The 25,502-nt window shown below is 64.5% G+C and carries 20 protein-coding genes; 10 read left to right on the top strand and 10 right to left on the bottom strand.

What is annotated here, in order from left to right; all coding sequences use genetic code 11:
• Window positions 1–100: 100 nt before the first annotated feature.
• Window positions 101–619 carry a lipocalin family protein gene (locus AC1VVM_RS22435; RefSeq protein ID WP_482956557.1) on the top strand — a complete coding sequence of 173 codons (519 nt, stop codon included), beginning with the start codon at window positions 101–103 and terminating at the stop codon, window positions 617–619.
• Between the two features lie 104 nt (window positions 620–723).
• On the opposite strand, the gene AC1VVM_RS22440 is transcribed toward AC1VVM_RS22435, so the two are convergent.
• Complete coding sequence (locus tag AC1VVM_RS22440; RefSeq protein ID WP_482956558.1) at window positions 724–1,218, bottom strand: hypothetical protein; 495 nt, start codon at window positions 1,216–1,218, stop codon at window positions 724–726.
• 118 nt (window positions 1,219–1,336) lie between these two features.
• Here AC1VVM_RS22440 and AC1VVM_RS22445 point away from each other — a divergent pair, with 118 nt between their 5' ends.
• The 6 genes from AC1VVM_RS22445 to AC1VVM_RS22470 all read left to right on the top strand — a co-directional run bounded on the left by AC1VVM_RS22445 (window position 1,337) and on the right by AC1VVM_RS22470 (window position 10,275).
• A complete protein-coding gene (locus AC1VVM_RS22445; protein WP_482956559.1) occupies window positions 1,337–1,696 on the top strand; it encodes an alanine-zipper protein in 360 nt (119 codons plus the stop codon).
• Between the two features lie 1,134 nt (window positions 1,697–2,830).
• Window positions 2,831–3,928 (top strand): LLM class flavin-dependent oxidoreductase, encoded by a 1,098-nt coding sequence (locus AC1VVM_RS22450; RefSeq protein WP_482956560.1) that lies wholly within the window; start codon window positions 2,831–2,833, stop codon window positions 3,926–3,928.
• 12 nt (window positions 3,929–3,940) lie between these two features.
• Entirely contained in the window at window positions 3,941–5,257 is a 1,317-nt protein-coding gene (locus tag AC1VVM_RS22455; RefSeq protein WP_482956561.1) for an acyl-CoA dehydrogenase family protein, read from the top strand.
• Window positions 5,254–6,531: an acyl-CoA dehydrogenase family protein gene (locus tag AC1VVM_RS22460; protein ID WP_482956562.1), complete on the top strand. Its 1,278-nt coding sequence runs from the start codon at window positions 5,254–5,256 to the stop codon at window positions 6,529–6,531. The genes AC1VVM_RS22455 and AC1VVM_RS22460 overlap by 4 nt, the downstream gene beginning before the upstream one ends.
• A gap of 11 nt (window positions 6,532–6,542) precedes the next feature.
• Window positions 6,543–8,423: an ABC transporter ATP-binding protein gene (locus AC1VVM_RS22465; protein ID WP_482956563.1), complete on the top strand. Its 1,881-nt coding sequence runs from the start codon at window positions 6,543–6,545 to the stop codon at window positions 8,421–8,423.
• A complete protein-coding gene (locus tag AC1VVM_RS22470; protein ID WP_482956564.1) occupies window positions 8,410–10,275 on the top strand; it encodes an ABC transporter ATP-binding protein in 1,866 nt (621 codons plus the stop codon). Before AC1VVM_RS22465 ends, AC1VVM_RS22470 begins: the two co-directional genes overlap by 14 nt.
• 44 nt (window positions 10,276–10,319) lie before the next feature.
• Here AC1VVM_RS22470 and AC1VVM_RS22475 read toward each other — a convergent pair whose 3' ends face one another.
• From AC1VVM_RS22475 to AC1VVM_RS22515, 9 genes are all read right to left on the bottom strand, one after another.
• Window positions 10,320–11,357 (bottom strand): sigma-54 interaction domain-containing protein, encoded by a 1,038-nt coding sequence (locus AC1VVM_RS22475; RefSeq protein WP_482905938.1) that lies wholly within the window; start codon window positions 11,355–11,357, stop codon window positions 10,320–10,322.
• A 149-nt stretch (window positions 11,358–11,506) separates the two neighbouring features.
• Window positions 11,507–13,300, bottom strand: coding sequence for a dipeptide ABC transporter ATP-binding protein (locus AC1VVM_RS22480; RefSeq protein WP_482956565.1), 1,794 nt, complete (start codon window positions 13,298–13,300; stop codon window positions 11,507–11,509).
• A complete protein-coding gene (locus AC1VVM_RS22485) occupies window positions 13,297–14,193 on the bottom strand; it encodes an ABC transporter permease (protein ID WP_482905940.1) in 897 nt (298 codons plus the stop codon). The genes AC1VVM_RS22480 and AC1VVM_RS22485 overlap by 4 nt, the downstream gene beginning before the upstream one ends.
• A complete protein-coding gene (locus AC1VVM_RS22490) occupies window positions 14,190–15,305 on the bottom strand; it encodes an ABC transporter permease (RefSeq protein WP_482905941.1) in 1,116 nt (371 codons plus the stop codon). Before AC1VVM_RS22490 ends, AC1VVM_RS22485 begins: the two co-directional genes overlap by 4 nt.
• A 56-nt stretch (window positions 15,306–15,361) precedes the next feature.
• Window positions 15,362–16,621: an LLM class flavin-dependent oxidoreductase gene (locus AC1VVM_RS22495; protein ID WP_482905942.1), complete on the bottom strand. Its 1,260-nt coding sequence runs from the start codon at window positions 16,619–16,621 to the stop codon at window positions 15,362–15,364.
• Between the two features lie 17 nt (window positions 16,622–16,638).
• On the bottom strand, window positions 16,639–17,403 hold the full coding sequence (locus tag AC1VVM_RS22500; RefSeq protein ID WP_482905943.1) for a class II aldolase/adducin family protein: 765 nt from the start codon (window positions 17,401–17,403) through the stop codon (window positions 16,639–16,641).
• A 20-nt stretch (window positions 17,404–17,423) separates the two neighbouring features.
• Window positions 17,424–18,482 (bottom strand): ABC transporter substrate-binding protein, encoded by a 1,059-nt coding sequence (locus tag AC1VVM_RS22505; RefSeq protein ID WP_482956566.1) that lies wholly within the window; start codon window positions 18,480–18,482, stop codon window positions 17,424–17,426.
• A gap of 138 nt (window positions 18,483–18,620) precedes the next feature.
• Window positions 18,621–20,180, bottom strand: a complete 1,560-nt coding sequence (locus AC1VVM_RS22510; RefSeq protein ID WP_482956567.1) for an ABC transporter substrate-binding protein — start codon at window positions 20,178–20,180, stop codon at window positions 18,621–18,623.
• Between the two features lie 11 nt (window positions 20,181–20,191).
• Complete coding sequence (locus AC1VVM_RS22515) at window positions 20,192–21,418, bottom strand: LLM class flavin-dependent oxidoreductase (RefSeq protein ID WP_482956568.1); 1,227 nt, start codon at window positions 21,416–21,418, stop codon at window positions 20,192–20,194.
• 707 nt (window positions 21,419–22,125) lie between these two features.
• Between AC1VVM_RS22515 and AC1VVM_RS22520 the strand changes: the two genes are divergently transcribed.
• From AC1VVM_RS22520 to AC1VVM_RS22530, 3 genes are read left to right on the top strand one after another with little or no spacing between them, the layout of a single operon-like run.
• Complete coding sequence (locus AC1VVM_RS22520; RefSeq protein WP_482956569.1) at window positions 22,126–23,688, top strand: ABC transporter substrate-binding protein; 1,563 nt, start codon at window positions 22,126–22,128, stop codon at window positions 23,686–23,688.
• A 31-nt stretch (window positions 23,689–23,719) separates the two neighbouring features.
• A complete protein-coding gene (locus tag AC1VVM_RS22525) occupies window positions 23,720–24,790 on the top strand; it encodes an aliphatic sulfonate ABC transporter substrate-binding protein (RefSeq protein WP_482956570.1) in 1,071 nt (356 codons plus the stop codon).
• A gap of 13 nt (window positions 24,791–24,803) precedes the next feature.
• On the top strand, window positions 24,804–25,496 hold the full coding sequence (locus AC1VVM_RS22530; protein WP_482956571.1) for a class II aldolase/adducin family protein: 693 nt from the start codon (window positions 24,804–24,806) through the stop codon (window positions 25,494–25,496).
• The last annotated feature ends 6 nt before the right edge of the window (window positions 25,497–25,502 follow it).

Below are 25,502 nucleotides of genomic sequence, written 5' to 3' on the forward strand. Positions count from 1 at the left end.
CCCGCTGACCACCGGCCCAATCCATCCTCACCTTCATCGCGGCGACACGGACACGGAACCGCCGCGTACATTCGCCGGTTGCACTGCAGGAGGTGTATTCATGTCCGAGCAAAATACCCAAGTCCGCGCTGTCGCTGAACTCGATCTTGTCCGATATCTCGGGACGTGGTTCGAAATCTGCCGCCTTCCGCTCAAATACGAGGTCGCCAAGGCAACCGACATCACGGCCACTTATTCTTTGAATGATGACGGGACTCTTCGCGTCGAGAACCGGCTCCTCGACGAGAATGGAAAGCCCGACAGGGCCATCGGCCGGGCGCTGGCCGTCGATGCCTGCAAAGCCAAACTCAAGGTCAGCTTCCTGCCCGAGTTTCTGCGCTGGTTCCCCTTCGCCAAGGGAGACTATTGGGTCCTTGCGATCACGCCCGATTACGAGACAGCGCTGGTCGGTACGCCCGACCGTCATCATCTGTGGGTTTTGTCGCGAACGCCCCGCCCGCGCCCGGAAACAGCACAGGGCATGCTGGCAGCAGCCACCGCCATGGGCTTTGATTTGTCAAAGCTGATCTGGACCGAACAGAGCGGAACCCCCGTGCCCGCGGGCGCCTTCACGGACTGACCGGCGCTGAAATAGCGTTCCAGAGGTCCTTTCTCCGGCGGAGGCCGTGCGAGCGGCATCGCATTGGAAAAATCAGGGCGGCCCATCGGCCGCCCTGCAATCAGTCAGAAGTGAGCGAGAGGGCCGGCGGCCAGATAATGGTCGCCAAAGTTGCCCTTGAGATCTATCCGGGGCGCCAACGGCACGCCGAGGGTCCCGTAAGGCCTGACCTTGCTGCTCATGTACCGCGCGCCTGCGCCAAACGTGAGGGTGGCCGGGATCGTGTATGTCGCCTCGATGCGGCCGTAGAACCTGGCAGCGACATTGTTGCACTTGCTGTCGCTGGCGTACTGACCGGTCTCTCCGTCCCGGCACCGAGGATTGCCGCCATTGCCATCCTCGAAATACCGATCGTTGTCGCCCTTGTAGAGGAAGGCACCGGCAGCCGGCGTCAAGCGCAAGCCGGCAACGACCGGGATCTTGTAACCGGCGCCGAGCTCGCCGCCCCATTGCCCCTCGGAACGCGCACCATTGGCTTCGACGACGATGCCGGATGCCAATGCCGGTGTAGCACCGACGAGCGCAATCATGACCGCAATTGCGGCCGACGTCTTCTTCATTGTTCCCCCCTGGGTGTTTGGAAGGGGGCGCAAGTACCAGACAAGAGGTTGATTTCAATAGGCCGCACGCACTAACGAAATAGTTCTTGCCCGTGCTGGCAAATGAGAGGGGGGAAAGATGCGCTCATTGGCTGCCGCGGCAGTACTGACGCTGGCTGGGTGCGGCGGCGGCCCAAGCCGAAGCGAGCTTGAAGAACGGGTTTCCGAACTGGAAGACCAGGTTTCGAGCCTTGAGGAGGAAAACTCCGGCCTCAAACAACAACTGGAGGATGCAGGAAGCGCGGTGGACGATGCATCCGAAGCGGCACAGCGCGCCCAGAACGCAGCTCATGAAGCAATGTCCCAGACAGAGCGCTTGTCGAGTGAGAACTGGCGCGACGTGGTGCCTGACATGCAGGGTGCAGCAGATGATGCGGCGGGCGCCGCAGACGAGGCGATGAGCGCGGTCGATGAGGTGAAAGGCGCGCTGGAAAACTGACAGTCGAAGTTCGCGGATAGTAAACCAACGTCATGCGCGCCCCGATCCTGGGCTCGAGCTGCAACGCCTGCGCAAGATTGGTCAGCGGCCCGCCGCATGCAAAGAAGAGAGGCAGCGGATCATCGCGCATCGCCTCAGCTATGATGGCCTTGACTGCCGGTGACGGCTCGCTCGTCCTCAAACCGGCTCTTTCACATCCTGCCGCCACTGGGCAAGTCGCCGAAGACACTCCCATCTTGGCCTGCAGTTCTCGAGCAAGCTGGGCACCTTTTTCCGCCGTTCTTGCCGGGTCCAGCCCACCACCTGCAGCGAGCTTGGGGTCCAGCGTGGAAGTGGTTATCAGCACGCAGCGAGTTGCCCGGGATGCCAGGTGGTGAGCAAGGGCGACCAAACCATCGGGGTCACCTGCAAAATCATTATCGACAATTACGCGCGCCTGGGGAGTTCTGCGTATCTCCGCATGGGAACCGCATGGGATAGCCGCCAGGGCAACAGCGCCTGATAGGCAGAGGGCCTGACGACGATTCACCGGCTCGTATACGCATTGTCTCCCAACATTCTTCATACGATTGGCTATCGTATGTATCAGCCTAAAATATCAATAATTTGCAGCGCTATAGGCGGAGACTATACAAACCGGGCTCGGCCGAGCTGTGGTAATGAAACCTTACGGTTGCAGAGGCTCTCTTGTTACGCTTCGGAACGATAGCGCCGGCATCGCCGAAGCAATTCGCGACGCCCAAATCGCAATGATACGACGCATATCGTCCAGCTCTCGCTAGGGAGACATGCGGTTGTGCTGCTCCCTGTCACAGCACTTACCCGAGCGGCGCCAACACCGGCCATCAGGGCAATCGATCGATTGCCCCCCCTTCCCGATCTCAAATCAGGCAGGATTTATCATCCTGCTCTCGGGCTAGTCGGCGACGGTTGCAACGTCCCTTCCGACAGCAGCCAGCTCTGATTTTTCAACACCTGCCTACCGATTACTGCGCAAATCTGAACTAAACGCAGTATCCTCACGGAAAACGAACTGGCGATAATGCCGGTGAACAGCCACGATCACCAAATTGGCACACCTCTTGATAGGCGAAGAGCGAATTGCGCGTCTCGCGCCCAGTCAGAGGTACAAGAATGCCGGTGGAATTTGTCGGGGCGCTGGCCGCCCGCAATCAGTTTCTGGGGCCGGCCGGTGGTGGGCAGAACCTTGATCTCGACTTTCTACGAGACTTGGCCCGCGCGCATGAGCAGGCCGACTTTGACAGGGTGTTGATGCTCGGCGGCGGGGAATCCATCGTCGCTACCGGCTTTGCTGCGGCCCACACCGAAAAGCTCGGCTTCATGATCCCGTATCGTCCCGGCCTGACGACGCCGTTGCACGCGGCCAAATCGCTCGCCGCGCTCGATCATGTAACCAGTGGTCGTATCCGCGTGCACGCCATCACCGGCATCACCGCAGAGCCTGGAAACGGTGACTTTCTGACTGACAAGGACGCCCGCTATGCCCGCACCAGCGAATATCTCGATGTCCTGCGCCGCGCTTGGACATCTCACGAACCGTTCGATCATGAAGGCGAATACTATCAGCTCAAAAACGTCTTCACCCCGATAAAGCCGCTGCAACAGCCGCATATCCCGGTGTCCTTCGGCGGCTCTTCCGATGCCGCCTACCACGTCGCTGCAAGGCACTGCGACCTCTATGCGCTTTGGGCCGAACCGCTGGCGGACGTGAAGGAGCAGATCGGCAAACTGCGTGCCGCAGCAGCCGCTATCGGCAAGCCTGCCCCCCGCGTCAGCCTCTCCGTGCGCCTCATTATCGGCAAGACCGAGGAACAGGCCTGGGAACGCGCGCACTGGATCGCCGAGCAATTGGCCAGCAACCGCCGCAATGCTCCGCCAAACCCGTTGTTCCACGGCGTTCAGGGCACCGGCACCAAGCGCCTTCTCGCTGCGGCAGAGCGCGGCGAGCGGCACGACCGTTGCCTATGGATGGGCACAGCGACGGCCGTTGGCGCGACCCACGATTCCACCTCGCTCGTCGGAACGCCCGACCAGATCGTCGCGGCGCTGCTCGACTATTACGATATCGGTGTCACCACATTCCTCAACCGCGGTTACGAGCCCCTTTACGACGCGGTGGACTATGGCCGCTGGATCATCCCCGCCGTGCGCGAGGAAGTCCGCCGCCGCGAACTGGCGGCCGCCAGCGCGCACGAACTGCAAACGGCCTGAGCGGGAACAAGAATGACCGGAACCATCCTTCCCCCCCGCCTTGCCAGCGAAGCCGAGGCCATCGCCGCCGCCCATGCCGCAGCGGAGAAGATCGCCTTGCTGGCCCGCGACGCCGTCCGGAATGACCGCATTCCATACGAAGCGGCCGAAATCCTTTCCGCCTCCGGCATCACCAGCATCTACGTGCCGCGCGAACTCGGCGGCCTTGGCGCATCGATCGAAACGGTCGTCGAAACTGTCCGGATCATCTCTGCGGCGGACGGCGGCGTGGGGCAATTGCTGCAGATCCACAACGTGATGATCCGGGGCGTTTTCTCCCGCCCGGACGATGCCTTTCGCAAACGCCTGATCGCCGACATCTTCGCGGGCAAACGCTTCGGCAACGCGCTCGCCGAAGGCAAGGGGAAAGGCATGGGCGGCGGCACGCGCCTGTCCCGCGACGATCAAGGCATCTTACGCCTCAATGGCCGCAAGACGTTCGCCACCGGCTGCTATCTTGCCGAATGGATTTCGATCTCTGCCGTCGGCGGCGAGGGGCCGGTGGGCGTACTGCTTCACCGCGACGCACCGGGCCTTGTCCTTGCGGATGACTGGGATGCCTATGGCCAGCAGCATTCGGTCAGCGGCAGCATCAGCTTCGACAATGTCGAAGTCGATCCCCGATTCGCACCCGGGCCCAGAGCGGGAGACGCTGCGAATTTCATGCCGCGCACCGGCCTCACCTGGCCGCAGATCCTGCACGCCGCCATTGATACCGGTATCGCCCGCGGCGCGCTGGAGGCCGCCACCGCTTATATCCGTGACGCCATGCGCCCTTGGCCCGAAGCCGGTGTCGCCCGCGCCGCGGACGAGCAGTACACGATCAAGACCATCGGCGAATACGCGGTAGCGGTCCGCGCCGCGGAATCCTCCCTGCGCTATGCAGCGCGGACTTTCGATCGGTTCAAGGACGATCAGGACAACCGGGCGCTCGAAGACGAACTGATCCTGGCCGTCGCCACCGCCCGCGCCCAGTCGGATGCCGCATCAATTCATATCGGCAGCGACCTGTTCTCGCTCACGGGCGCCAATTCCACGCTCGATCGCTGGAACCTCCACCGTTACTGGGCCGACGCGCGCGTCCATACGACCCATGACCCGATCCGCTGGCGCATCCACCACATCGGAAACTTCTACCTGAACGGCGTCCCGCCTGACGAATACGGGCGCGCGGCAAGGCTGCGTCAGCAGGAGATCGCCATCGCCACGCATTCCAACCCCTCGCATTCTCACATCCCCAAATCGAAAACGGCGACGCAGACCGTCGCAAGGGAGAATTCGCCGTCATGAGCGTGCCACCCGAAAGCCAGGTCCTCGACCACGCGACGCCTCACTCGCCGCCCGGCGCGAGTGGGTTCTCCAGCGAGGCGGAAGCCATAGCCGCGGCGCACGACGCTGCTGCCCTGATCGCCGCGATCTCGTCCGATCCTGCCCAGCGCAACCGCATTCCCTATGAGCAGAGCGCCATCCTTGAACGGTCTGGGATCACGACTGTCGCATTGCCTCCCGAGTACGGCGGGATCGGCGCGTCGGTCGCCACCGTCGTCGAGATCACGCGCATCATCTCGGCGGCCAATGGCGGCGTCGGTCAATTGGTCCAGATCCACTTCATGATGCTGCGCGGCCTATTGCACCGACCTGCCGATCCCCTGCGCGACCGAATTCTGACTGATGTCCGCGCGGGCAAGCGCCTGGCACATGCTGCGGCCGAAGTGGGCGGCAAGCACAAGTTCGATACCCGCGTCCGAGCCGAACGCCGAGCCGACGGCAAATGGGTGGTCAACGGCGCCAAGTTCTATGCCACCGGCAGCTATCTGGCGGAGTGGATCTTCTCGGGTGCCAAAAGTGAAGAAGGGCAAATCGGTTTCATCATCCATCGCGATACGCAGGGGCTGCTACTCGACAACGACTGGAATGCTTTCGGTCAGCGCCATTCGATGAGCGGCGGCGTACGCTTCGTCAATCTGGTCCTTGACGCAGAGCAGGTAACGCCTCCCGCCGCCGGCACACCGGCAAAGCCGGAGCGCACCGGCCTGACTTGGGCACAGATCCTTCACGCCGCCATCGATGCTGGCATCGCTCGAGGCGCGTTCGAGGCGGCGATCGGCTATCTCAACGCCCATTCCAACGTCTGGATCGACGCCGATGTGGAGCGCGCGGTGCAGGAACCGCTCATAATTAAGCGCATTGGGGATTATGCCGTGGCATTGCGCGTCGCAGAATCTCTGCTGCGCGACGCTGCCGCACTCTACGACACTTATATCGCCGCCGGTCGTCCCGAGGCGCTGGACGACGAATTGATCCTGTCGGTCGCCGCCGCGCGCGTGAAAACGGACGAGGCGGCACTCTTGATCTCCAGCGACATGTTCTCGCTACTCGGCGCAAGCTCTTCCTACCGCAAGTTCAATCTCGATCGCTTCTGGGTCGACGTACGCGTCCACACTACGCACGATCCCGTCCGGTGGCGCCTGCATCATGTTGGCGACTACTACCTAAACGGTACGCCGCCGCATGAATACTCCGCCGCCGCCGTGCGCCGCCCTGCCCCGCCGTCCGGCGATTGACCCAGGCCGACATGACAATCGCAACCCTTACCGCTGCCCCGGATCTCAAGCCCGAGGATGCAGAACCCCAAGGCGGAAAGCCATCTTCGCCCCGTAGCAGCATTTCACCGCTGGCCGGCTATCCGCTGCTCCGCAGTCTCGCCCTCTATCGGACGATCCCAGTGCTGTTCACCGTCACGCTGGCGCTGTTTACATTCGTCAATCTCAGCCTCGCCTTCCAGCAATGGCTGGTCGGCCGTGCACTTGACGCGGTAAACAGTGGCAAAGCCGCAAGGCGGCTTGCCGATGGCAGCATCGACCTCAGAATTGCCCTGCACTGGGCCACCCTGCTGATAGCTCTCGCCGCAACGCGCGGCGTGGTGCAGTACATCGCGGGCATGTGCAGCATCCGCGCCAGCCAGTCGCTGCTCTCGACCCTGCGCGAGAAGATACTGCTGCAGGTGCAGTCGCTTCATCTCGGCTACCACTGGCAGCACGGCATGGGCGAGATGATCACCCGCACCACCCGCGATGCCGACAAGCTGCGCGACGCACTGGTCGCCTTCTGGCGCCAGACGGTGGAGACCGCGCTGGTGGTGGGCGCGGCCATGGGTCTGTTGTTCTTGTACGACTGGCGCCTTGGCCTCGTGCCGTTCCTGTTGACCGTGCTGGGCTTCCTGATCTTCGTGCGGCAGACCGACACGCTCGTCGTGCTCGACCGCAATGTCAGCGATGCCTACGATCAGGTGAACCAGGACCTGTCTGAAGGCATCGGCGGCGTCCGCGTCATCAAGTCTTTCCGGCTGGAACAAGGGCGCATTCGCAAGTTTCGCGGCCATGTCGGGTTCTTTCTCGATCAGTCCCGCCATGCGCTGGGCTGGTGCAGTTCGCGCATTCCGATACCGCAGGCGGTGGTGGCACTGGGCCATGTCTGGATCCTTGCCTGCGGAGCCCATCTCGTCGCCGCCGGCCGGCTGGGCGTGGGCGCGCTGGTCTCCGCCCTGCTGATCGCAACCACGCTGGTCTTCCGGGTCGAAACGGTGGGCCGCGTCATGCGCATCTTTGCCGACGCCCGCGCCTCCGCCGCACGGATCTGGGATTTGCTGGACGAACAGCCGGCGATCGTCGGCGGACGCGAGGTTCTGCCCGGCGGCCCGCTCGGCTTCCGGCTAGAAGCGGTGCGCCTGCTGGCGCCGGGCGGCGACACCGCCGTCCTTCAGGATTGCAGTCTCACCGTCGAACCGGGCCGGATCGTCGCTCTGGTCGGGGCGACAGGAGCAGGCAAGAGTTCGCTGGCGTCGCTGCTGCCCCGCCTTGCCGATGTAAACGGCGGTTCGGTGGCGATCGGCTCCGACGCGCTGGGCTGGCACGATGTGCGCCGGCTCGATCTTCCCACGCTGAGAAAGCGCGTCCATGTCGTGCCGCAGGACATCTTCCTTTTCTCCGATACGCTGGCCGCAAACCTGCGCGCCGCCGCGCCCGACGCCGATGACGGCGCACTGGAAGAGGCGCTTGCCCTTGCTGGGGCCGGAGAATTGCTTGCGCGCCTGCCCGATGGCCTCCAAACCCGGATCGGCGACCGCGGCGTTACCCTGTCCGGCGGCCAACGCCAACGCCTCTGTCTGGCCCGCGCGCTGTTGGCGCAGCCCGATATTCTCGTCCTCGACGATGCCACAAGCGCGCTCGACGCCGTCACCGAACGCCATGTGCTGACGGGTATACGCGGCCTGCGCGCTGCCCATGGCGGGCGTATGACGGTGCTGCTGATCACCAGCAAGCTGTCGTCGGTCCTGCTCGCCGATCGCACACTCGTTCTTGCCGCCAGCCGCATCCGCGCCAGCGGCGCGCACGAGGACCTTCTTCACGACCCGCTTTATCGCGACCTGCTGGGAATCGACCGTGCCGCCGCCTGACAACAAACGTGTCCTGAGTGACATCGAAATCGAGGAAATGCTGGCGCGCAACGCGCTCGATCGCGGCATGTTCGGGCGCCTCGTGCCGCTGCTGGGACCGGTGCGCGGCCAAGTCGTCAGCGTCTTCGCGCTGGAGACGCTGCTGGTCGGCATCGTCTTCGCCCGCCCCTGGTTCATCGGCCAGCTTCTGGACCATGGCCTTGTCAAGGATGCCCGGGGCTGGACGCTGGACGAACGCCTGCTTGCCTGGCTCAGTCTCGGCCTTGCGGCCACCTGGCTGGCGCGTTTCGTCTTCGCGGGACTGTCCGGCTATCTTGCCGGTTCCGCCGCACTGACCGTACTGAACACCCTGCGCATCCGCATTTTCGAACATATCCAGGCGCTCAGCGTCGGCTATTTCGACCGGACCAAGGCGGGCCGTATTCTCTCCCGTGCGGACCGCGACGTGGACGCGCTGGAAGCCCTGCTGGTGCAGGGCCCTCCGGACATGCTTTCGGCGATTCTGCGGTTTGCCGGCGCGGCATTGATGCTGTGGGTCATGTCCCCCCTACTGCTGCTGGCGCTGGCGAGCGTGGTTCCCTTCCTTGTGGCCGGCACCTGGCTGTTCAAGCGTGTTTCCCAGAAGAGCTGGGCTGTAGTCGCGGAAAACCGCAGCCGCTTCACATCCCACCTCGTCGAGACAGTCTCGGGGGTGCGCATGATCCAGCAACTGGTGCGCGAGGAGCCCAACAGGAAACGTTACCGCGAACTGCTTTCGGACTTCGACGGCTCCCTCGTGCGCGGCAATATGCGTTCAGGATGGTTCGCCCCGCTCAGTGGGCTGCTCAATGCCGCCGGCATGGCGATGATCCTCTTGGTCGGCAGTTATGGCCTGCTCGAAGGGCAGATCACTCTGGGCCAGCTCGCGCAGAGCCTCTTCTACGTCATGCTTTTTCTCGGCCCTTTGCAGGACCTGAACGACCTGTTCGAACGCTACGCCTCCGGCTCTGCCTCAGCCCAACGCATCTTCCTCCTGCTCGATACCCGGCCCGATATCCTCGACCACGAAGAGCCTATTCCGGTCCCAGTCCTGCACGGCGAAGTGGAATTCCGCTCGGTCGGTTTCTCCTACGCCCCCGGCACGTTGCCACAAGTGCTGCACGATCTTTCGCTGCACATCCATGCCGGCGAAGTCGTGGCCGTGGTGGGAGCTACGGGCCACGGCAAGAGCACGCTGGTCCAGTTGTTGACGCGTTTCTACGAAGCCCAGAGCGGCCAGGTCCTGATAGACGGGATCGACGTGAAACACATGCGCCAGTCCGAACTGCGCCGCCATGTCGGCGTGGTGCTTCAAGACAACGTGCTGTTCAGCGGCACTGTGCTCGACAATCTGCGTCAGGCCCGCCCCGAGGCGAGCGACGATGAACTGGTCGCTGCCGCGCGCGCGCTGGACGCCCACGAAGTGTTGGCACGCCTTGCCTATGGCTACCACACGCAAGTCGGGCCGCTTGGCGCGAACCTCAGCCATGGTCAGCGTCAGCTGGTCTGCCTCGTTCGGGCCTACCTGACCGATCCTGCCGTTCTGGTGCTTGACGAGGCGACGTCCGCCGTCGACGTCCATACCGAACGCATGATCCAGCGCGCGCTGCGCCGCTTGTGCGAAGGGCGCACCGCGATCATCATTGCCCATCGCCTTGCCACGATCCGCGATGCTGACCGCATCGCCGTGATACGCGAAGGTCAGGTTGTCGAACTAGGCAGTCATGCCGATCTCACGGCTAGAGGCGGCGCTTACGCAGCGCTCTACGAAGCCTATCAGCGCCAGAGCGGCGACCTGATCGATGAGCGCCCCACGCTCTCGGCAGCATCCTGACAGTTGTGAGGGGCGCGGCGGATCCTGCCATCCGCCGCGTACCCTTATTCGCCGATCAGCCCAGCATTTTTCAAATAAGTGCGGATTACGTTGCGCGTGACGCCAAGCGCCTGCGCGGTTCGAACCTGATTTTCATTCGACGAGGCAAAGGCCTCGCGAACGGCAAGATCGATCAGCCGGTCCAGTAACTGTGGCTCTCCGCAACCGATGAGCTTCGCAAGTGTGGCGCGAATCTGATCGAAGCCTTCGGCATCCCGCGCAGGCATCGGCCCCTCGACCTGCCTGTGGCTGGGCAATCCAAGGTGTTCGGGCTCGATCAGCTTGCCCGGAGCAACCAGGCTGGCCCGCTGGATGACGTTTTCCAGCTCGCGAATATTGCCGGGCCATGCGTAGTGGAAAACAAGATCTTCTGCATCCGGGCTCAACTCGATCGCCGGAGAAGCGGATTTCTCCCCATAGACCCCCAGAAAGTGCCGGGCCAGCGGCAGGATATCAGCTCGCCGTTCGCGCAGCGGGAGCAACGGCAGGGTGACCACGCCGAGACGGTAATAGAGGTCCTCACGGAATTTCCCGGCCTCCACCGCCGCGCGCAGATCGACGTTAGTCGCCGCGATCAATCGCACGTCGAGACTGACGGCACGCCGCGCGCCAAGGCGCACCACTTCGCGTTCCTGCAGGACGCGCAGCAACTTGACCTGAAGCGACTGCGGCAAATCGCCCACTTCATCAAGGAACAGGGTCCCTCCGTTGGCTGCCTCGAACCATCCTTCCCGGGCGTTGTGCGCACCAGTGAAGGCCCCTCGTTCGTGCCCAAAAAGTTCGCTTTCGATCAACGTCTCGGAAAACGCCCCGCAGTTCACCGCTACGAATGGCCGGTCGGCCCTTCCGCTCTGCTGATGGACGTGTCGGGCAACCAGTTCTTTACCGGTGCCCGTCTCGCCGGTGATCAGAATCGTGGCATTGCTGGGGGCCGTGCGTTCGATCAGCGGCAGCAGCGCCTTCGATCGAGGGTCTGAGAAGATAAACGTCCGCGCCCGGATGGCCAGGGCCGAAACTTCGAATTTCAGGATCGTGTCGCGCATGTCGAAGGTCCCACTTTTGTCGCTCCTAGCATTCAAGCCAGTGCGGTGGTCCGCTTCCACTTGTCGAGAACGAGGCTAACACAGATTGTCTACTAAAACAGTTGAGAATTATTGAGCGCCCGAAAGCTGGGCTTTCAAGCCTGATGCGGTTACGCTGCCGTATCCCGCAAACGCGGGGAATCTGCCACGAGCGCATGGGTATAAGGATGCTCTGGCCGGTCCAGCACGCGCTCGCTTTCCCCGTGCTCGACGATGCGGCCATGGCGCAGGACCGCCACGAAATCAGAGACCGCCCGTACTACCCCCAGATCGTGGGTCACGAACAGGATCGTCAGCCCAGACTCCTTTTGAAGACGGCGAAGCAGGTCGATGATCGCGGCCTGTACCGATACGTCGAGCGCGGAGGTAACCTCGTCGCAGATCAGCAGTTCGGGCTGGCAGATGAGGGCGCGCGCGATCGCCACCCGCTGTCGCTCTCCCCCCGACAGGTCGCGCGGATAGCGACCCGCCAGGTCGGGCGGTAATGCCACGCGCTCCAGAACCTGCGCGACTTCCTTGTCGGCATCCGCGGAACGGATCGGAAAGAAGTGCAGCGCCGCCGTGCGCAGGATCTGCCCCACGGTCTGGCGCGGATTGAGCGCGCGGAACGGGTTCTGGAAGATATACTGGATCCGCCGCCGCAGTTCCTTGCTGCGTTCGTCAGAGAGCGGAACCGGTTGCCCATCATAGGTGAACACGCCGTCGACGTCTTCCACGGCGCCCACCAGCGCGCGCGCGAAAGTGGTCTTTCCTGAACCGCTCTCGCCCACCAGTGCCGTGCATTGGCCCCTGGGCAGCACGAGGCTGGCATCGAACAGGACCTGATTATCCCCATAGCTTGCAGAAATGCCGTCGATGACCGCGAGCACCGGCGGCGTCGAGCCACCTCCCGCCCCCCCGTTTTGAAGGGAAACGGGCGCCTCGTCCCGCTTCGCACGGATCGGATGGTGGCAGGCCGCCAGCCGCCTGTCGCCGAAATCGCGCAGCACCGGCCGCGAGTTACAACTCGCGCTGCGCAAGATACAGCGCGGTGCGAAGGCGCACCCTTCACCGCGCTCCGTCAGCGCCGGCGCATGACCGGGAATGGCCCGAACCGAGTGCCTTCCGGAAATGTCCGGAACGGCATCCAGTAAACCGCGCGTATAAGGATGCGTCGGCGCATCAAAGATCTGGTCGCGCGATCCGCTTTCGACGATCTGCCCGGCGTAGAGTACGACTACCCGGTCCACCAGTTCGCGTACTACGGCCAGATCGTGCGAAACATAGACTGCGCCAATTTCGCGCGTGCGGCACAGGTCACGGATCGTCGCAAGCACACGCGCCTGCGTGCTGACGTCGAGAGCAGTGGTCGGCTCATCGAGGACGATCAGCCTTGGCCGCAGCAGGACGGCTAGCGCCAGCAGGACCCGCTGCTGCTGTCCCCCGGAAAGTTGATGCGGAAAGCGGCGAAGGAATTCCGCGTTGGCCGGCAGACCGACATCGGCGGCAGCCTCCGCAATCCGCTGCTCCCGCTCGGGCCGGCCGAGTTCGCGCTGGTGAACCCGCAGTTCCTCATCGAGCAACGATCCGATCCGGCGCATGGGATTGAGCGCCAGCGCGGGATCCTGCGCCACGTGCGCGATCACGGAACCCCGCATCCGGCGGCGCCCCGCAGCGTCCAGCGAGACGATATCCCGCCCATCCACCATCACCGAACCGCCCGATACTACCGCCCCCGCCCGCGCATCGCCAAGCAGGGCCGTGGCAATGCTGCTCTTGCCGGAGCCGCTTTCGCCCACCACCCCGACGATCTCACCCGGTGCGACGGAAAAGTTGATATCTTCGACGATCGGCGTGCCATCCTCCAGCGAGACGGCAAGGTCCCGCACCTGGAGCAAGGTCTTCACGAAGGGGACGACGCTCATGCCCGGTTCTCCCGTTGGCGACGTTTGATTCCGCGCATCTGCGTGCGTGCTCGTGATTTCAGGCCGCGACGGGAAGGGATCCGTGCTCCGGCCCGTGCGACGCTTTCGGCAAGCAAATTGGTGCCCAGCGCGAAGAAGGCGATCATTGCTACCGGGGCCAGCACGGCCCACGGCTGGATCATCAGCCCGGCTCGGTTCTCGTTGATCATGAGGCCCCAATCGGCTGCCGGCGGCGCGACGCCGTAACCCAGAAAGCTGAGGCCGGAGAGCACGCCGACCGCCCAGGTCAGCATGATGCCGAGATGGACGAGCAGCGGTGTCCCGATATTCGGAAGGATTTCCAGCAGGACCACCCGCCACCATGGATAGCCCATCAACTTGGCGGCTTCGACATATTCCTGCGATGCCACGCCCAGCGTCACGCCGCGGGCGAGCCGGATCACGCCGGGCACGAAGGAAACCGCCACCGTCAGCACGATCAGCCAGGGCGCGCGGCCCAGCATGGATACTACCAGCAGCACCAGGATCAGATCGGGAAAGGCCAGCAGCACGTCGGTTGCCCAGACCACCGCATGGTCGATGCGACGCCGCGACAGCCCCGCCGCAATGCCGATGACTGCGCCGAAAGCCAGCGCGATCGCGGATGCCGCAAAGCTCATCCACAAGACCGAGCGCCCGCCGGCCAGCAAGCGCGAAAGGACGTCCCGGCCGAGATAGTCGTAGCCCAAGAGCGCTCCCCCGCCGGGCAGGCCATAGGTCGGGCCGACCAGCGCCAGCGGCGATTGCGGCGCGACCTGCGGGCCCAGCAGAGCAATCACCAGCACGATCGCGGCAAACGTGAAACCAAGACGCGCCTGCGGATCGTGGCGTAAGGAAGAAAGCCCCGAAGTCATACGCCGCCTGCCTTCAGTTTGAGCTTTGCCCGCGTGCCCGCGCGCAGACGTGGACGCGGAGAAGTGCGCAGTTTCGGTGTCACCAGCACCGTCGCAACATCGGCAAGGAGGTTGATCACGACAACGCCCACCGCCATGGTCAGCGTGATCGCCTGGATCACCGGAACGTCACGCGTGTCGATTGCGGCGTTGAGGGCGTTGCCGATGCCGGGATAACTGAACACCACTTCCACGATCAGCCCGCCGCCCAGCAGCAGTCGGCTCGTGAGCGCAATGCCCTGGATCACCGGCACCAGCGCATTCGGCACCGCATGGGCCCAGATGATGCGCCATTCAGGGATACCGCGCAGCCTGGCGGCGGCCACGTATTCGGCCTCCAGCGTCTCGATCATGGCCGAACGCACCAGCCGTAGCAGGAACGGCGCAACGGTCAGGATCAACGTCAGCGCCGGCAACGCCAGATAGGCAGGCTGAAAAAAAGGCGAGACGCCGGGATCGAGCAATGACACCGCCGGCAGGATGGGAAACACCGTGGTCGACAGTAGCAGGATAAGTCCGATTGCCAGCACGAAGGCTGGCAGCGCCTTGAACAGGATGATCGCGTTCATCGTCCAGCGATCGAACCGGCTATCCCGCCGGATCGCCAGAGCCACACCGCCAAGAAACGCCAGAGGCACTGCAAGGACCAGCACGACCGCCATCAGTGCTGCCGAATTCTCGAAGCGGTCCCCGACGATCTTGCCCGCCGGCACGCTGGAATCGAGAGACTCGCCAAACTCGCCCGTCAGCGTGTTGCCGGCCCATCTCGCATACTGGATCGATATAGGCTGATCGAGCCCCAGTTGGTGGCGCAAAACGCGAATGCTGTCTTCAGTGGCATCGGGGCCAAGGATCACGCGGGCCGGATCGGAAGGCAGCGCCTGCGTGGCCGCGAAAACCAGCACGGAAATGACGAAGGAGGTCGCCAGCCCCGAGAGAATCCGCCCGCCCAGCCAGGGGAGCCAGGCCGGGAGCGCAAGCCGCGCGCGCGCCGCTCCGGCATCCTTGATGACAGGTTCCGCCTCGCGTCGTTCGGCCTCTTGTAGGGCCGGGGAAGAATAGATCGTCGCCATCGCATTCACCCGTTGCTGGATCTTCGCTTTTTCAGGCTCGCGCGTGCCGCGCCGCGTCAGGCCGGCGCCTTTTCCGGCTCCGGGACCGGGATTGCCTGAGCTAGCGCACCGTTTGCGGCTGCACGGGGCTGACCAACGCGCAGCGCGGGCACATCGAAACCGTGATCGAGATCGAGCAGCGGGAACAGCAGTTCCGCCACCCGGTGCGCCTCGGAAATCAACGGAAATCCGGAAAGAATGAAGGCACCGGTCCCCTGCTCGGCATATTCGCGGATGCGCGCGGCGACGTTCTCGGCGCTGCCGACCAGCGTGGTCCCCGCTGCCGGCCCCATGATGTCGAACCCGAACCAGGCCGGCCCCACCCAGACATTGGGATAGACCTCCAGATCGCGCGCGCTTGGGAGGCGGCCCGATTTCACAAGGTCGATATTGCGCTGCACCTGCGGGTCTGGACTGCGATAGGTTTCCAGCGTCTCGCCGAACGGCAACCGCATGCGGATGGAGCGCAGGGCATGTTCCACCGACGAACGTTGGAGCAGCCATTCGGCATGGGCCCAGGCCTCTTCCTCGGTCTCGCGCACGATCACCTGAAGGCGCGTGCCATATTCCAAAGTTCGGCCGACTTTGGCCGCTTCCGCGCCGACGCGGCGGAACTTGTCGCCCAGCAGCGGCGGCGTGTTCGCAAAGCTAAGATAGACGTCCAGCAGCTTCACCGAATGCGCCACCCCCGGCGCCGAGGTGCCAGCGCCCCACAGCGGCACGCCGGCTGGCTGATAGGGGCCCGACCAGACGCTCATCGGCGCGCCGCCTTCGGCGCGCGGGGCCAGCTTGACGAACTGTCCTTCGTAACCGGCCCGGTCCCCGGCATAGACCTTGCGGAAGGCATCCCAGTATTCGAAGCTAAAGTCATACCGCTCGTCATGCGGATAGTGCACGCCCAGCGCGGCCAGACCGGCATCGTTGCCGTTGACCACGTTGAACAGCAGGCGCCCGTTCGAAAAATGATCGAAAGTCTGCGCGTATTTCGCCAGCACCGCCGGCGAAAGCTCGCCGGGGTGCTGGGCGACGAGGAACTTCATCCGCTCGGTCGCCGGGATCATCGCGGCGGCGACGGCAAGGCTCTCATACGCGCTCGACCCCAGCAGCGCCCCGTAAAAGCCCAGCCTGTCGATGGTAACGGCAAGCTGTTCGAGATGGTCGAAGCCGGTTTGCCAGCGCCCTTCCTCGGCCCAGGGATATGGGCCGTCGGGAGCCGTCAGATACCATAGCAGCTTAACGGGCCGAGGCCGGGCGGCGGGGGACGGGGGGGAAATCATGGGGGGCGCCTCCTGGTTCAGTCGAGGTCGGTGACAGGCAGGAGACCGAGCGAACGCGCCTCTTCGTAGCGGTTGCTCATCTTCCACTGCTGGCGCAGTACGCCAGGCCCATAAGTGCGCGAGCCGCCGAGGGCCTGCGCCTTGATCTGGATATCGGCGCCTTCTTCCAGCAGCAGAATGAATTCGGCCAGATCGCGCAGCCCCTTCCAGCCCCAGACGGTGGCGCCGCCATTGGCTTCGATGATCGCGGGCGTGAACGGGTTCTCGGCCAGCGTTTCGTTGATGAAATCGGATTCGTCCTGCCGGCGATCGATATAGACCGGCAGTTCGCGGGCAAGGTGGAAGCGCTGCACCGGCACGTAGCTGATCGGCAGAGTGCGATGGGTCTGGGCCCACGCCCCAAGGTTGGGCGAATGGACGTGGCTGAGCGAGGTGATCGTCGGGTTCTGGTTGAACACCTTGAGGTAGCGCCCGTTCGGACGGCCCTTCCACGCCGAACCGTCTAGCCCGGTGACCGAGAAATTCAGCGGCTTGTCACTGTGAATGCTGCGGTCGAAAGGATGCGGCAGGTTGACGGTGACGATCTTGTCCTCGCCGGGCACGCGTTCGATGAAACCGACGGTGCCGTTGGCGGTGATCGTGCCGGTCTCACGATAGGCGCGGAAGATTTCGGCGGACTGGGCCACCACATCGTTGGCGAAATCGAGAACGACCGAATTGAGCTTTTCCCCGGTTGGAGCGGAGGGGGCCGAAGCAGAGGGAGTCTGAACTGTGGAAGCCATGGTGTTTCTCCTCAGGTAAATCAGGCGGCATGCGCGCGGGCGCGCCGTTCGAGAGCGAGTGCCAGCGGTCTGCGGTCGATCCACGCATCGACATCGACGTCGTGCTCGAGGAAGCCGTGGAGCCACAGGAAGTTGGCCTGCTGCTTCAGCAGGGCGACGCGTTCCTCGGATAAGTCCGGGTGCAGCGCGCGGTGGAAATTGTTGCGGTAGGCCGCCTCCACATCGGCGGCACCCGCATACGTCTCCCTCTGGAGGATGCCGCGCAGCGCCGGCAGATTGTGCTCCGCCCAGTCGGCCGCGCGCAGCGTCTGTTCAAGGAAGCGCACGACCAGATCGAAATGGTTGTCCAGCAGATCGCGGCTCACCGTAATCGGGCGCGGCGTGCCGTTGTTCACGCGGGTATGGCGGCTCGGATAGCCATCGAGATCGATGCCTACGACAACACCGGCCCGCCGCGCCGCGTCGACCGCTGATGCGCCCTTGACGTAGACCGCATCCACCTTGCCCGCCGCCAGCGCCTCAATGCCCGACCACATGCGGGCAAGGTTGACGGCCGAATCCTCAGAAGGCGACGCCAGCGGTACGTCGACGAAAGTCACATCCTCCAGCGTCAGCCCGGCGATACCCAGAGCCCCCTTGATGCCGGCGAGCGACATGCCTCGCGCGATACTGCCGCCGCGTGTAACGTTCCAGGCCGGAAGGGCGATCCGCATGCCCGCCAACTGCGCGGGCTCGATCGGGCCGGTCTCACGGCGGACAAGGATCGCCTGCCACTCATCGATCCAAGTTAGGCCGATCACCCGCGTCTGGGTGCCCCTGGCCCGGGTGGCGAGCGCGGGAATATTGCCCCCTTCGCGGAACAGACCGTGCAGATCATGCTCGTTATGATGCGCCCGCATGGCGCGCGGCTTGTCCTGAAGGGCTTCGACGCGCAGTCCGTCGCGCGCGAACTCCTCTTCCAGCCAGCCGAGCGAATGGGCGATCCCCGACGCGGTTGGCACCGGGCAGCGCGTAAAAAGAATGCGGTCGAGGTTACGCGCCGTTGCGGTCTCGCCGATCGTGTGAACGTTGTCGGTCATTGGAACTCCACTATGCCTCCAGCAGAGCAAGGGCCGTGCCAAGCGCGCTGATCCGCTGCTTTTGGCAGGCGCTGTGCCGTGGCTGCGCAAATCTGCGCAAATCTGCGCAGCCACGGTACGATCACTGTCGGGTTATGCTCACACCCACATCCGGTCGAAGCGCCAGGTCGGGAAGTGCGAGCGTTCCGCCCTTATCCCGCCGACGCGCGGCCCCACGCCGTCCAGCGTATTGGCGAACCCCCAGATCAGCAGACCGCCGCTATCGTGCTGGATCCGCTGCATGCGGTGAACCAGCTCCGAACGCGCCGCGAGGTCCGGCTCGGCCAGCGCCTGCCCGAACAGCTGCGTGAACGCCGGATCGTTGAAGTTGGTCTTGTTCCCCACCGATGTCGGCGCATCGATGTGCAACGCGGTGGACAGCCATGGCACGCCCAGCGTCCCCCCCGTGCTGATCTGCCAGCCGCGCCGGGCTGGGCCTGCGAACGTCGCCGCGTCCACCTGCCTCGGCCGCAAGTCCACGCCGATCCGCTTCGCCTGTTCGGCCAACACCAGCGCAGAGGCGACATAAGTCGGGCCGACCACCAAATCGGAGCGCAACCCATCCTGCCCGGCCTGCCGCAGCAAGCTGCGCGCCTGATCGAGATCCTGCCGGCGCTGCGCAATAGCATGGTCGAAGGTCGGATCCTGCGGCGCGTAGAGATCATTGGCCACCCGTCCTTCGCCCTGCAGCGCGCGGCGGACCAGTTCATCCCTATCGGCCAGCAGGCGAAACGCCTGCCGCACGCGGACATCCGCGAAAGGTCCCTCCTTCGTGTTCATGTCGAAGGACTGCCAGCCGTTGGTCTGCGAAACGAGGATGCGGGCCCGACTGTCCCGCCGGATCAGTCCGGCCTGTTCGGGCAGGATGGCATTGGCCAGATCGATCTGCCCTGCCAGCAGCGCGGCGATGCGCGCGGTCTGGTCCTTGAATTCGATGATCTCCAGTTCGTCAGGATAGGGTTTGCCCGGCTTGAAGTAATTGTCGAATCGCTTGAACGTGGCGCGCTGACCCGGTTCGAACTTGTCGATCCGGTAGGGCCCCGCGCCCACCGGGTTGGTGACCGCATGATAGTCCACGGGTACGATGCCGCCGAAATTGGTCCAGGTTTCCGGCAGCGCGACGAAGCCATGGCCCTCGCGGATGGGAATGCGCACGGTCCGCTCGTCGAGCGTCTTCACCCCGTCCCGGTCCACCGGCGAGACCAGCGCGCCGTAAGGAGAGGCCAGTTGCGGATCGGTGATGCGCCGGATCGAGAAGGCCACGTCTTCGGCGGTGATCGTCTTGCCGTTATGGAACTCCAGCCCGGGCCTCAGGCGCACGTCCCAGGCGCTGGCGTTGCGGTTCGGCTCCACCGATTCCGCCAGCGCCAACTGAGGAAGCATTTCGTCGCTCCACTCCCACAGCTTCGCATACATGGCAAAGCCGCGGATCGTGCTGCCAAGGCCGAGCGGCTTGTGCGCATCGAGATTGCCCGATCGCTCACCATCGAGAATGCCGAGCCGCAGCCTCCCCCCGCGCCGGGGCTGCGCAGGCGCTTCGCTGGCGCTCTCGCCGCTGCGGCCGCAGCCGGACAGCAGTAGCGCCGCACCCGCCGCGCCGCCGATCAGGCTGCGACGGGTTAGGCCGGTTTGGCTGAGGTCGTCCATAACGCTGCTCATTGCCCCGCCCCTCAACCGTTGCCGCGCGCGGCAAGGCCGCCGCCCGACACCAGCGGCACTTCCTGCTCGCCGCCGTCCGATTCCGCCAGAGCCAGCCGGGGCGCGCGGAAACGCGGCAGGACATGCTCACCCAGCCGGTAGATCTCTTCCAGATGCGGATAGCCGTTGAGGAAGAACCACGAGAGGCCGAGATCGGCGAACTGGCGGATCTTGGCGGCGACATTCTCGTAACTGCCAACGAATGCGAAGCCCGGCGGAATGCCGATATATCCGAACCCGCCCCACAAGTGCGGCTCCACGAACAGATCGTCGAAGTCGTTCACCTCCCGCCCGTTATAGCGTTCGAACCGGGCGCGGTTGGTGTCCGACATCTGGGTGGAGCGTTCCGCCGCTGCCTTTACGGTCCCAGCGCGCACGCCCTCGTCGAAGAAGCGCTTGGCCTCGGCATAGGCAAGTTCGTCGGTCTCGCGGGCGATGGCATCGACCGAAACCCCGAAACGTATCTGATCGGCACGGCCGTACTTTGCGGCACGTTCCTTCACATCGGCGATGTTGCGGGCAACATGTTCAGGCGATTCCGCCAGAACGAGGTAGTAATCGGCATGCTTGGCGGCCAGTTCCTTGGCGCCGTCGGAGGTGCCTGCCGAGCAGATCGCAGGGATCGGCGCACGCGCCAGCGGGCCGCGCAGCCCGCCGCCGTTCGCCTCGTAATAGCGGCCCTTGTAGTGGAAGCTCTCGCTGGTCCAGAACCCCTTCACCAGATCGAGGAATTCGATGGCGCGGGCATAGCGCTCGTCATGGGGCAGCGGTTCGCCATTGGCGCGCAGCACGCCGTCCGAACCGCCTTGGATCACGTTCCAGACAAGACGCCCGCCGCTGATCCGTTGAAAGCTCGCGGCCATTTGCGTCGCTTGCCAGGGGCTGAAATGGCCCGGGTGGAAGGCATCCACGAAGCGCAGCCGCTTCGTCTCGCGCGCTAGTGCCGCCGAAACGATCCACGGCTCGTCCCCAAACGGCGCATTGACCAGCAGCGCGCCTGAAAAGCCATTGATCTCGGCGGCGCGGGCGACTTGCGAAAGATAGTCGATATAGGCGAAATCGTCGCCCACTTCGGACGAGGACACCGCGCCGGTGCTGGCTTGCGGTTGACGGTTCCAGTCGCCGCGATTGCGATTGTCTCCCGGAATGTACTGCGTCTCGCCGTGCAGAGGCAGGCGGGCGAAGAACTCGATGGTCATGACGGCACTCCAGATGGTTCACCGCTTTCCAAAGCAGCAACCGTGCCAGCATCGCGAACCTGACGAATTTTCCCGATCTCGCTGGCGCGGACCGTCCTGCCAGCGTGCCCACCTTGCGCAGAAATCACCAGCATGCGGGCGGTTCTGCGCAAGCTCCCGCAGGGCGGTCCGCGAAGCACGATCGCAGCAGATATAGTACCGCCCCCGCTGGCGAGCGCGGGATTACGCCGGAGGAGAAACGCAGCCGAACAAAAGTATCGGGCCGGCGTCGAGGGCGTCCTTGCGGAACTAGGCGTGGTTGTCCCTCGTCCCATGCGAATAGCCGGATGGCGATGGGCATAGGCCAGGGGACTTGCGGGAAGGCCCGACCGACTGAGGGGGAAGAACCGGGCCGGAGCCGAGATGAAAAGGTCCAGGCACACTAGACGCGCGGGTTGCGCGATCGCGGTCTCCGCCACGTTCCGCCCCATGACTCCGACCCGATGAACCGCCCTCCAATTCGCTCTGGCGTGGGTGTTTCAAACCCAGCAGGGAAGGTGCGAAACCCACAGCTCGCATCGGCTCCTCCTCTCGCATCACGCCCCGGAAACCTCCGATTTTCGTGCTTGGCACGCCCCTTGCTCCTCCCCTTCGTACCGTCATTCGAGGAGAGCGTCCGTGTCCCTACCCCTGCCCGAAACCGCCCATTGCCTGCGAACAGCCGCGCAATGACCGGATCGTCTCGCCGTTCATTTCTGGCCAGTGGCGCCGTGCTGTCGGGCGGACTGATGCTGGGCACAGGGCTGCTTTCCGGCTGCGGGACCGACAAGGCCGACACCGGTTCTGCCGAGGGGCCTCCGCGGCGCGGCGGAAAGGCGCGCATCGCCATCATTTCCGGCGCGCAGACCGGCAACCTTGACGCGCACAAGCCGCTCGGCACCGGTTCATTCCGTGGCTGGGCGCTTTACAGCAAGCTGTGGGAATGGAACCGGCAGGCCAATCCCGGCCTTGCCCTTGCCGATTTCGCCGAAGTGAACAACGACGCCACCGAATGGACGATCCGCCTAAAGAAGGGACTGGAATTCCATCACGGCAAATCGATCACGGCCGAGGACGTGGTGTTCTCCATCCGGCGGCTCACCGATCCGCAGCTCGCCTCTCCCTACGGATCCTACCTGCCCTCGCTCCGCCGCCAAGAGGTCCGCGCGCTGGACCCGCTGACCGTGCGGATTCCCTTCGATCCGGGCCACGGCCTTGCCGCCCTGCCCGAACTGTGGATGAGCTGGGGCGGGATCGTACCGATCGACTACGACCCGGTGAACAATCCGGTCGGCGCTGGCCCCTATCGCCTGAAGAGCTTCACGCCCGGACAGCGATCGGTGTTCAGCCGGTTCGAGAACTACTACAAGCCCGGCCAGCCCTATCTGGACGAAGTCGAGATCATCGACTTCAAAGACCCCATCGCACGGCTGCAGGCGATGCAGACGGGCCAGGTGGACGTCGCACCGACGATCGGCTTCGAACAGCTTGCCTTCTTCAAATCGTCCGACCAGTTCCGGGTGGTTTCGTCCGAAACCGACGCCTGGCACGGCTTCGCCATGAACCTGTCGAGGGCCCCGTTCGACGATCCGCGCGTGGCGAAAGCCTTCCGCCTGATCGCCGACCGGCAGGAACTGGTGGACCGCGTGCTACACGGCCAGGGCCGCGTCGCCAACGACCTCTATTCGCCCAGCGATCCCACCTTTGACCACGCCATTCCCCAGCGCCGGCGCGACCTTGCCGAGGCCCGCAGCCTGCTGCGCTCGGCCGGGCACGGCGGCGGCCTTGCCGTCGAACTCGTCACCACGGCGGGCGCGGGCGGAAACGCGGCCATCGTCTTTGCCCAGCAGGCGCGTGAGGCCGGGGTCGATGTGAAGATCAGGCTGGTGGACGATTCCATCTTCAACGGCCCCGACAAGAATGCGTGGACTTTCAGCACCGTCGTCGGCGTCTCGCGCCCGGTCCTGCTGACGCTGCAACAGCACGACGGCCCGCGATCGGCCGGGAACCGGACCCATTTCGACGATCCCGAATTCACCCGCCTCGTCACCGCAGCCGCCGCGCAGCCCGATGCCGGCAAGCGCAAGGCCCTCGTCGGCGAGGCGCAGCGCATCCAGCACGATCGCGGCGGCCTGCTGATCTGGGGCTTCGCCAACAACCAGGACGCAAGCGCCCGTCCGATCGGCGGCGTCACGCCCGACCGCACCGCATTTTCCGCGTGGCGCACAGACGCGCTGTGGCGCCGCGCCTGATCCCATTCCGATACCACCACAGGAGACCTTGATGAGCGATACCGAAATCTGGTTCACCCGCTGCGGCGGCGCGACGGCATCCACCATCGCGATCCAGCAGAACTTCCTGCACGATGAATTCGCGGCCGGCGGTGCCGTGCTCCGCTCGCTTCAGGAATCCCGTGACAGCACAGTGCGGGAAAGCCACTTCGACCATTCCATTCCCGCGATGTTCCGCGAAGGCGGCAACATTCCCCCGATCTGGGCACGGGCCAACGGCGCCGATACCGTCGTGCTGGCGATCAGCTGGGTCGACGAGTTCCAGTCGATCGTAACGCGGACGGACAGCGGCATCCGCTCGCTGGCCGAACTCAGGGGCAAGCGACTGGCGGTTCCGCTTTACGCCGGCATCTCCATCGACTTTCAGCGCGGCGCGAACTTCCACGGCTTCGCCAACGCCCTTGCCATCGCCGGCCTGGGGGCGGAGGACGTCACCTTCGTGGATGTGCCGGTGGAACGGACATCGGTACAGACGGCGGCACAGAGGTCTGGGCCGGGCACCGATCAGGCGCGCGGTTCCGGCGCGGCGGAACTCGATGCCCTGTTCGACGGGCGCGTGGACGCCGTGTTCCTGCGCCAGTCCTCGGGGCTGCGGCTCTACAACGAACACGCCGAGCGCCTGCGCGAACTGGTGCGGCTGACCGACCAGCCCGATCCGCTGCGCCGGATCAACAACGGCACCCCGCGCCCGCTCACCGTGCATCGCAGCTTCCTGGCCGAGCACCGCGATCTGGTGGTGCGCTACATTGCCGCGCTGATCCGCGCGGCGGACTGGGCAGAGGCCAATCCCGGCGAAGCGCTCGATGCCCTCACCCGCGAGGACGGCCGATCAGACCGCCGAACCATTGCCGCCACTTTCCCGCACTACGCCACCAGCCTGCACCCGAAACTGACCGATGCGTATATCGCAGGCCTTTCGGCGCAGAAGGACTTCCTGCTCGCCTGGGGCTTCCTTGCCGCCGATTTCGATGTCGAGGCGTGGATCGATCGCGGTCCGCTGGAAGAAGCTACTGCACTGGTCGCCGCCGAAAACCGTGCTGCAAACCACATTCCTGCCGAATAAGGGAGATCGACCCATGAGCCATGCCGACAATCATGCCGACGATGCCGAACTGGCCGACTATATCGCCCGCGCCGCGGACGAGGCCGCCCACGCGTTCCGGTTCCTGAAGGACAGCGGCACGCTGACCGCCAGCCTCATCTTCAACATCGCCCAACGCGTGCCGGGACGCGACCTGCTGCTTTCCCTGCGTTTCCCCGCACCATGGTCGCGCGAAAACGGCATCAAGGTCGCCACCTCGCGCTTCTCGGATCATCCCGAATCCGTGCTGAACGAAGACCGGTTGGGCGCGAACACGCTGATCCATGCGCATACCCCGCATCTTGCCGCATGGTCGCTGGCGCACAAGCCGTTCCCGATCCTTTACGTCGCCGCCCAGCGCCACTTGCTGGCACGCGAAATCCCCAATCATCTCGAACGCCGGGTCAGCGTGCTTGACACGATCCGCGCGCGGCTGGACGCCTATCCCGATCTGGCGCCGCCACCGGGCCTTCTGGAAAGCAATGGCGGCGCGAACTTCTGGGGCAAGGGGATTGCCGAAACCGCGCAGCTTATCCTGCTGATCGAGGAATCTGCGCGTCTGCAGGCCATCGCAGCCCAGATTGGCGGCGCGCAGGCGTATACCGAAGGCGCTCTGGACCTCCAATGGAAGCGCACCGGGTTACTGGAACAGGGGCGTTCATACACCCGCGAATTCGCGCCCGCCTGATCTTCG

Source organism: Novosphingobium sp. BL-S-33 (assembly GCF_056857025.1).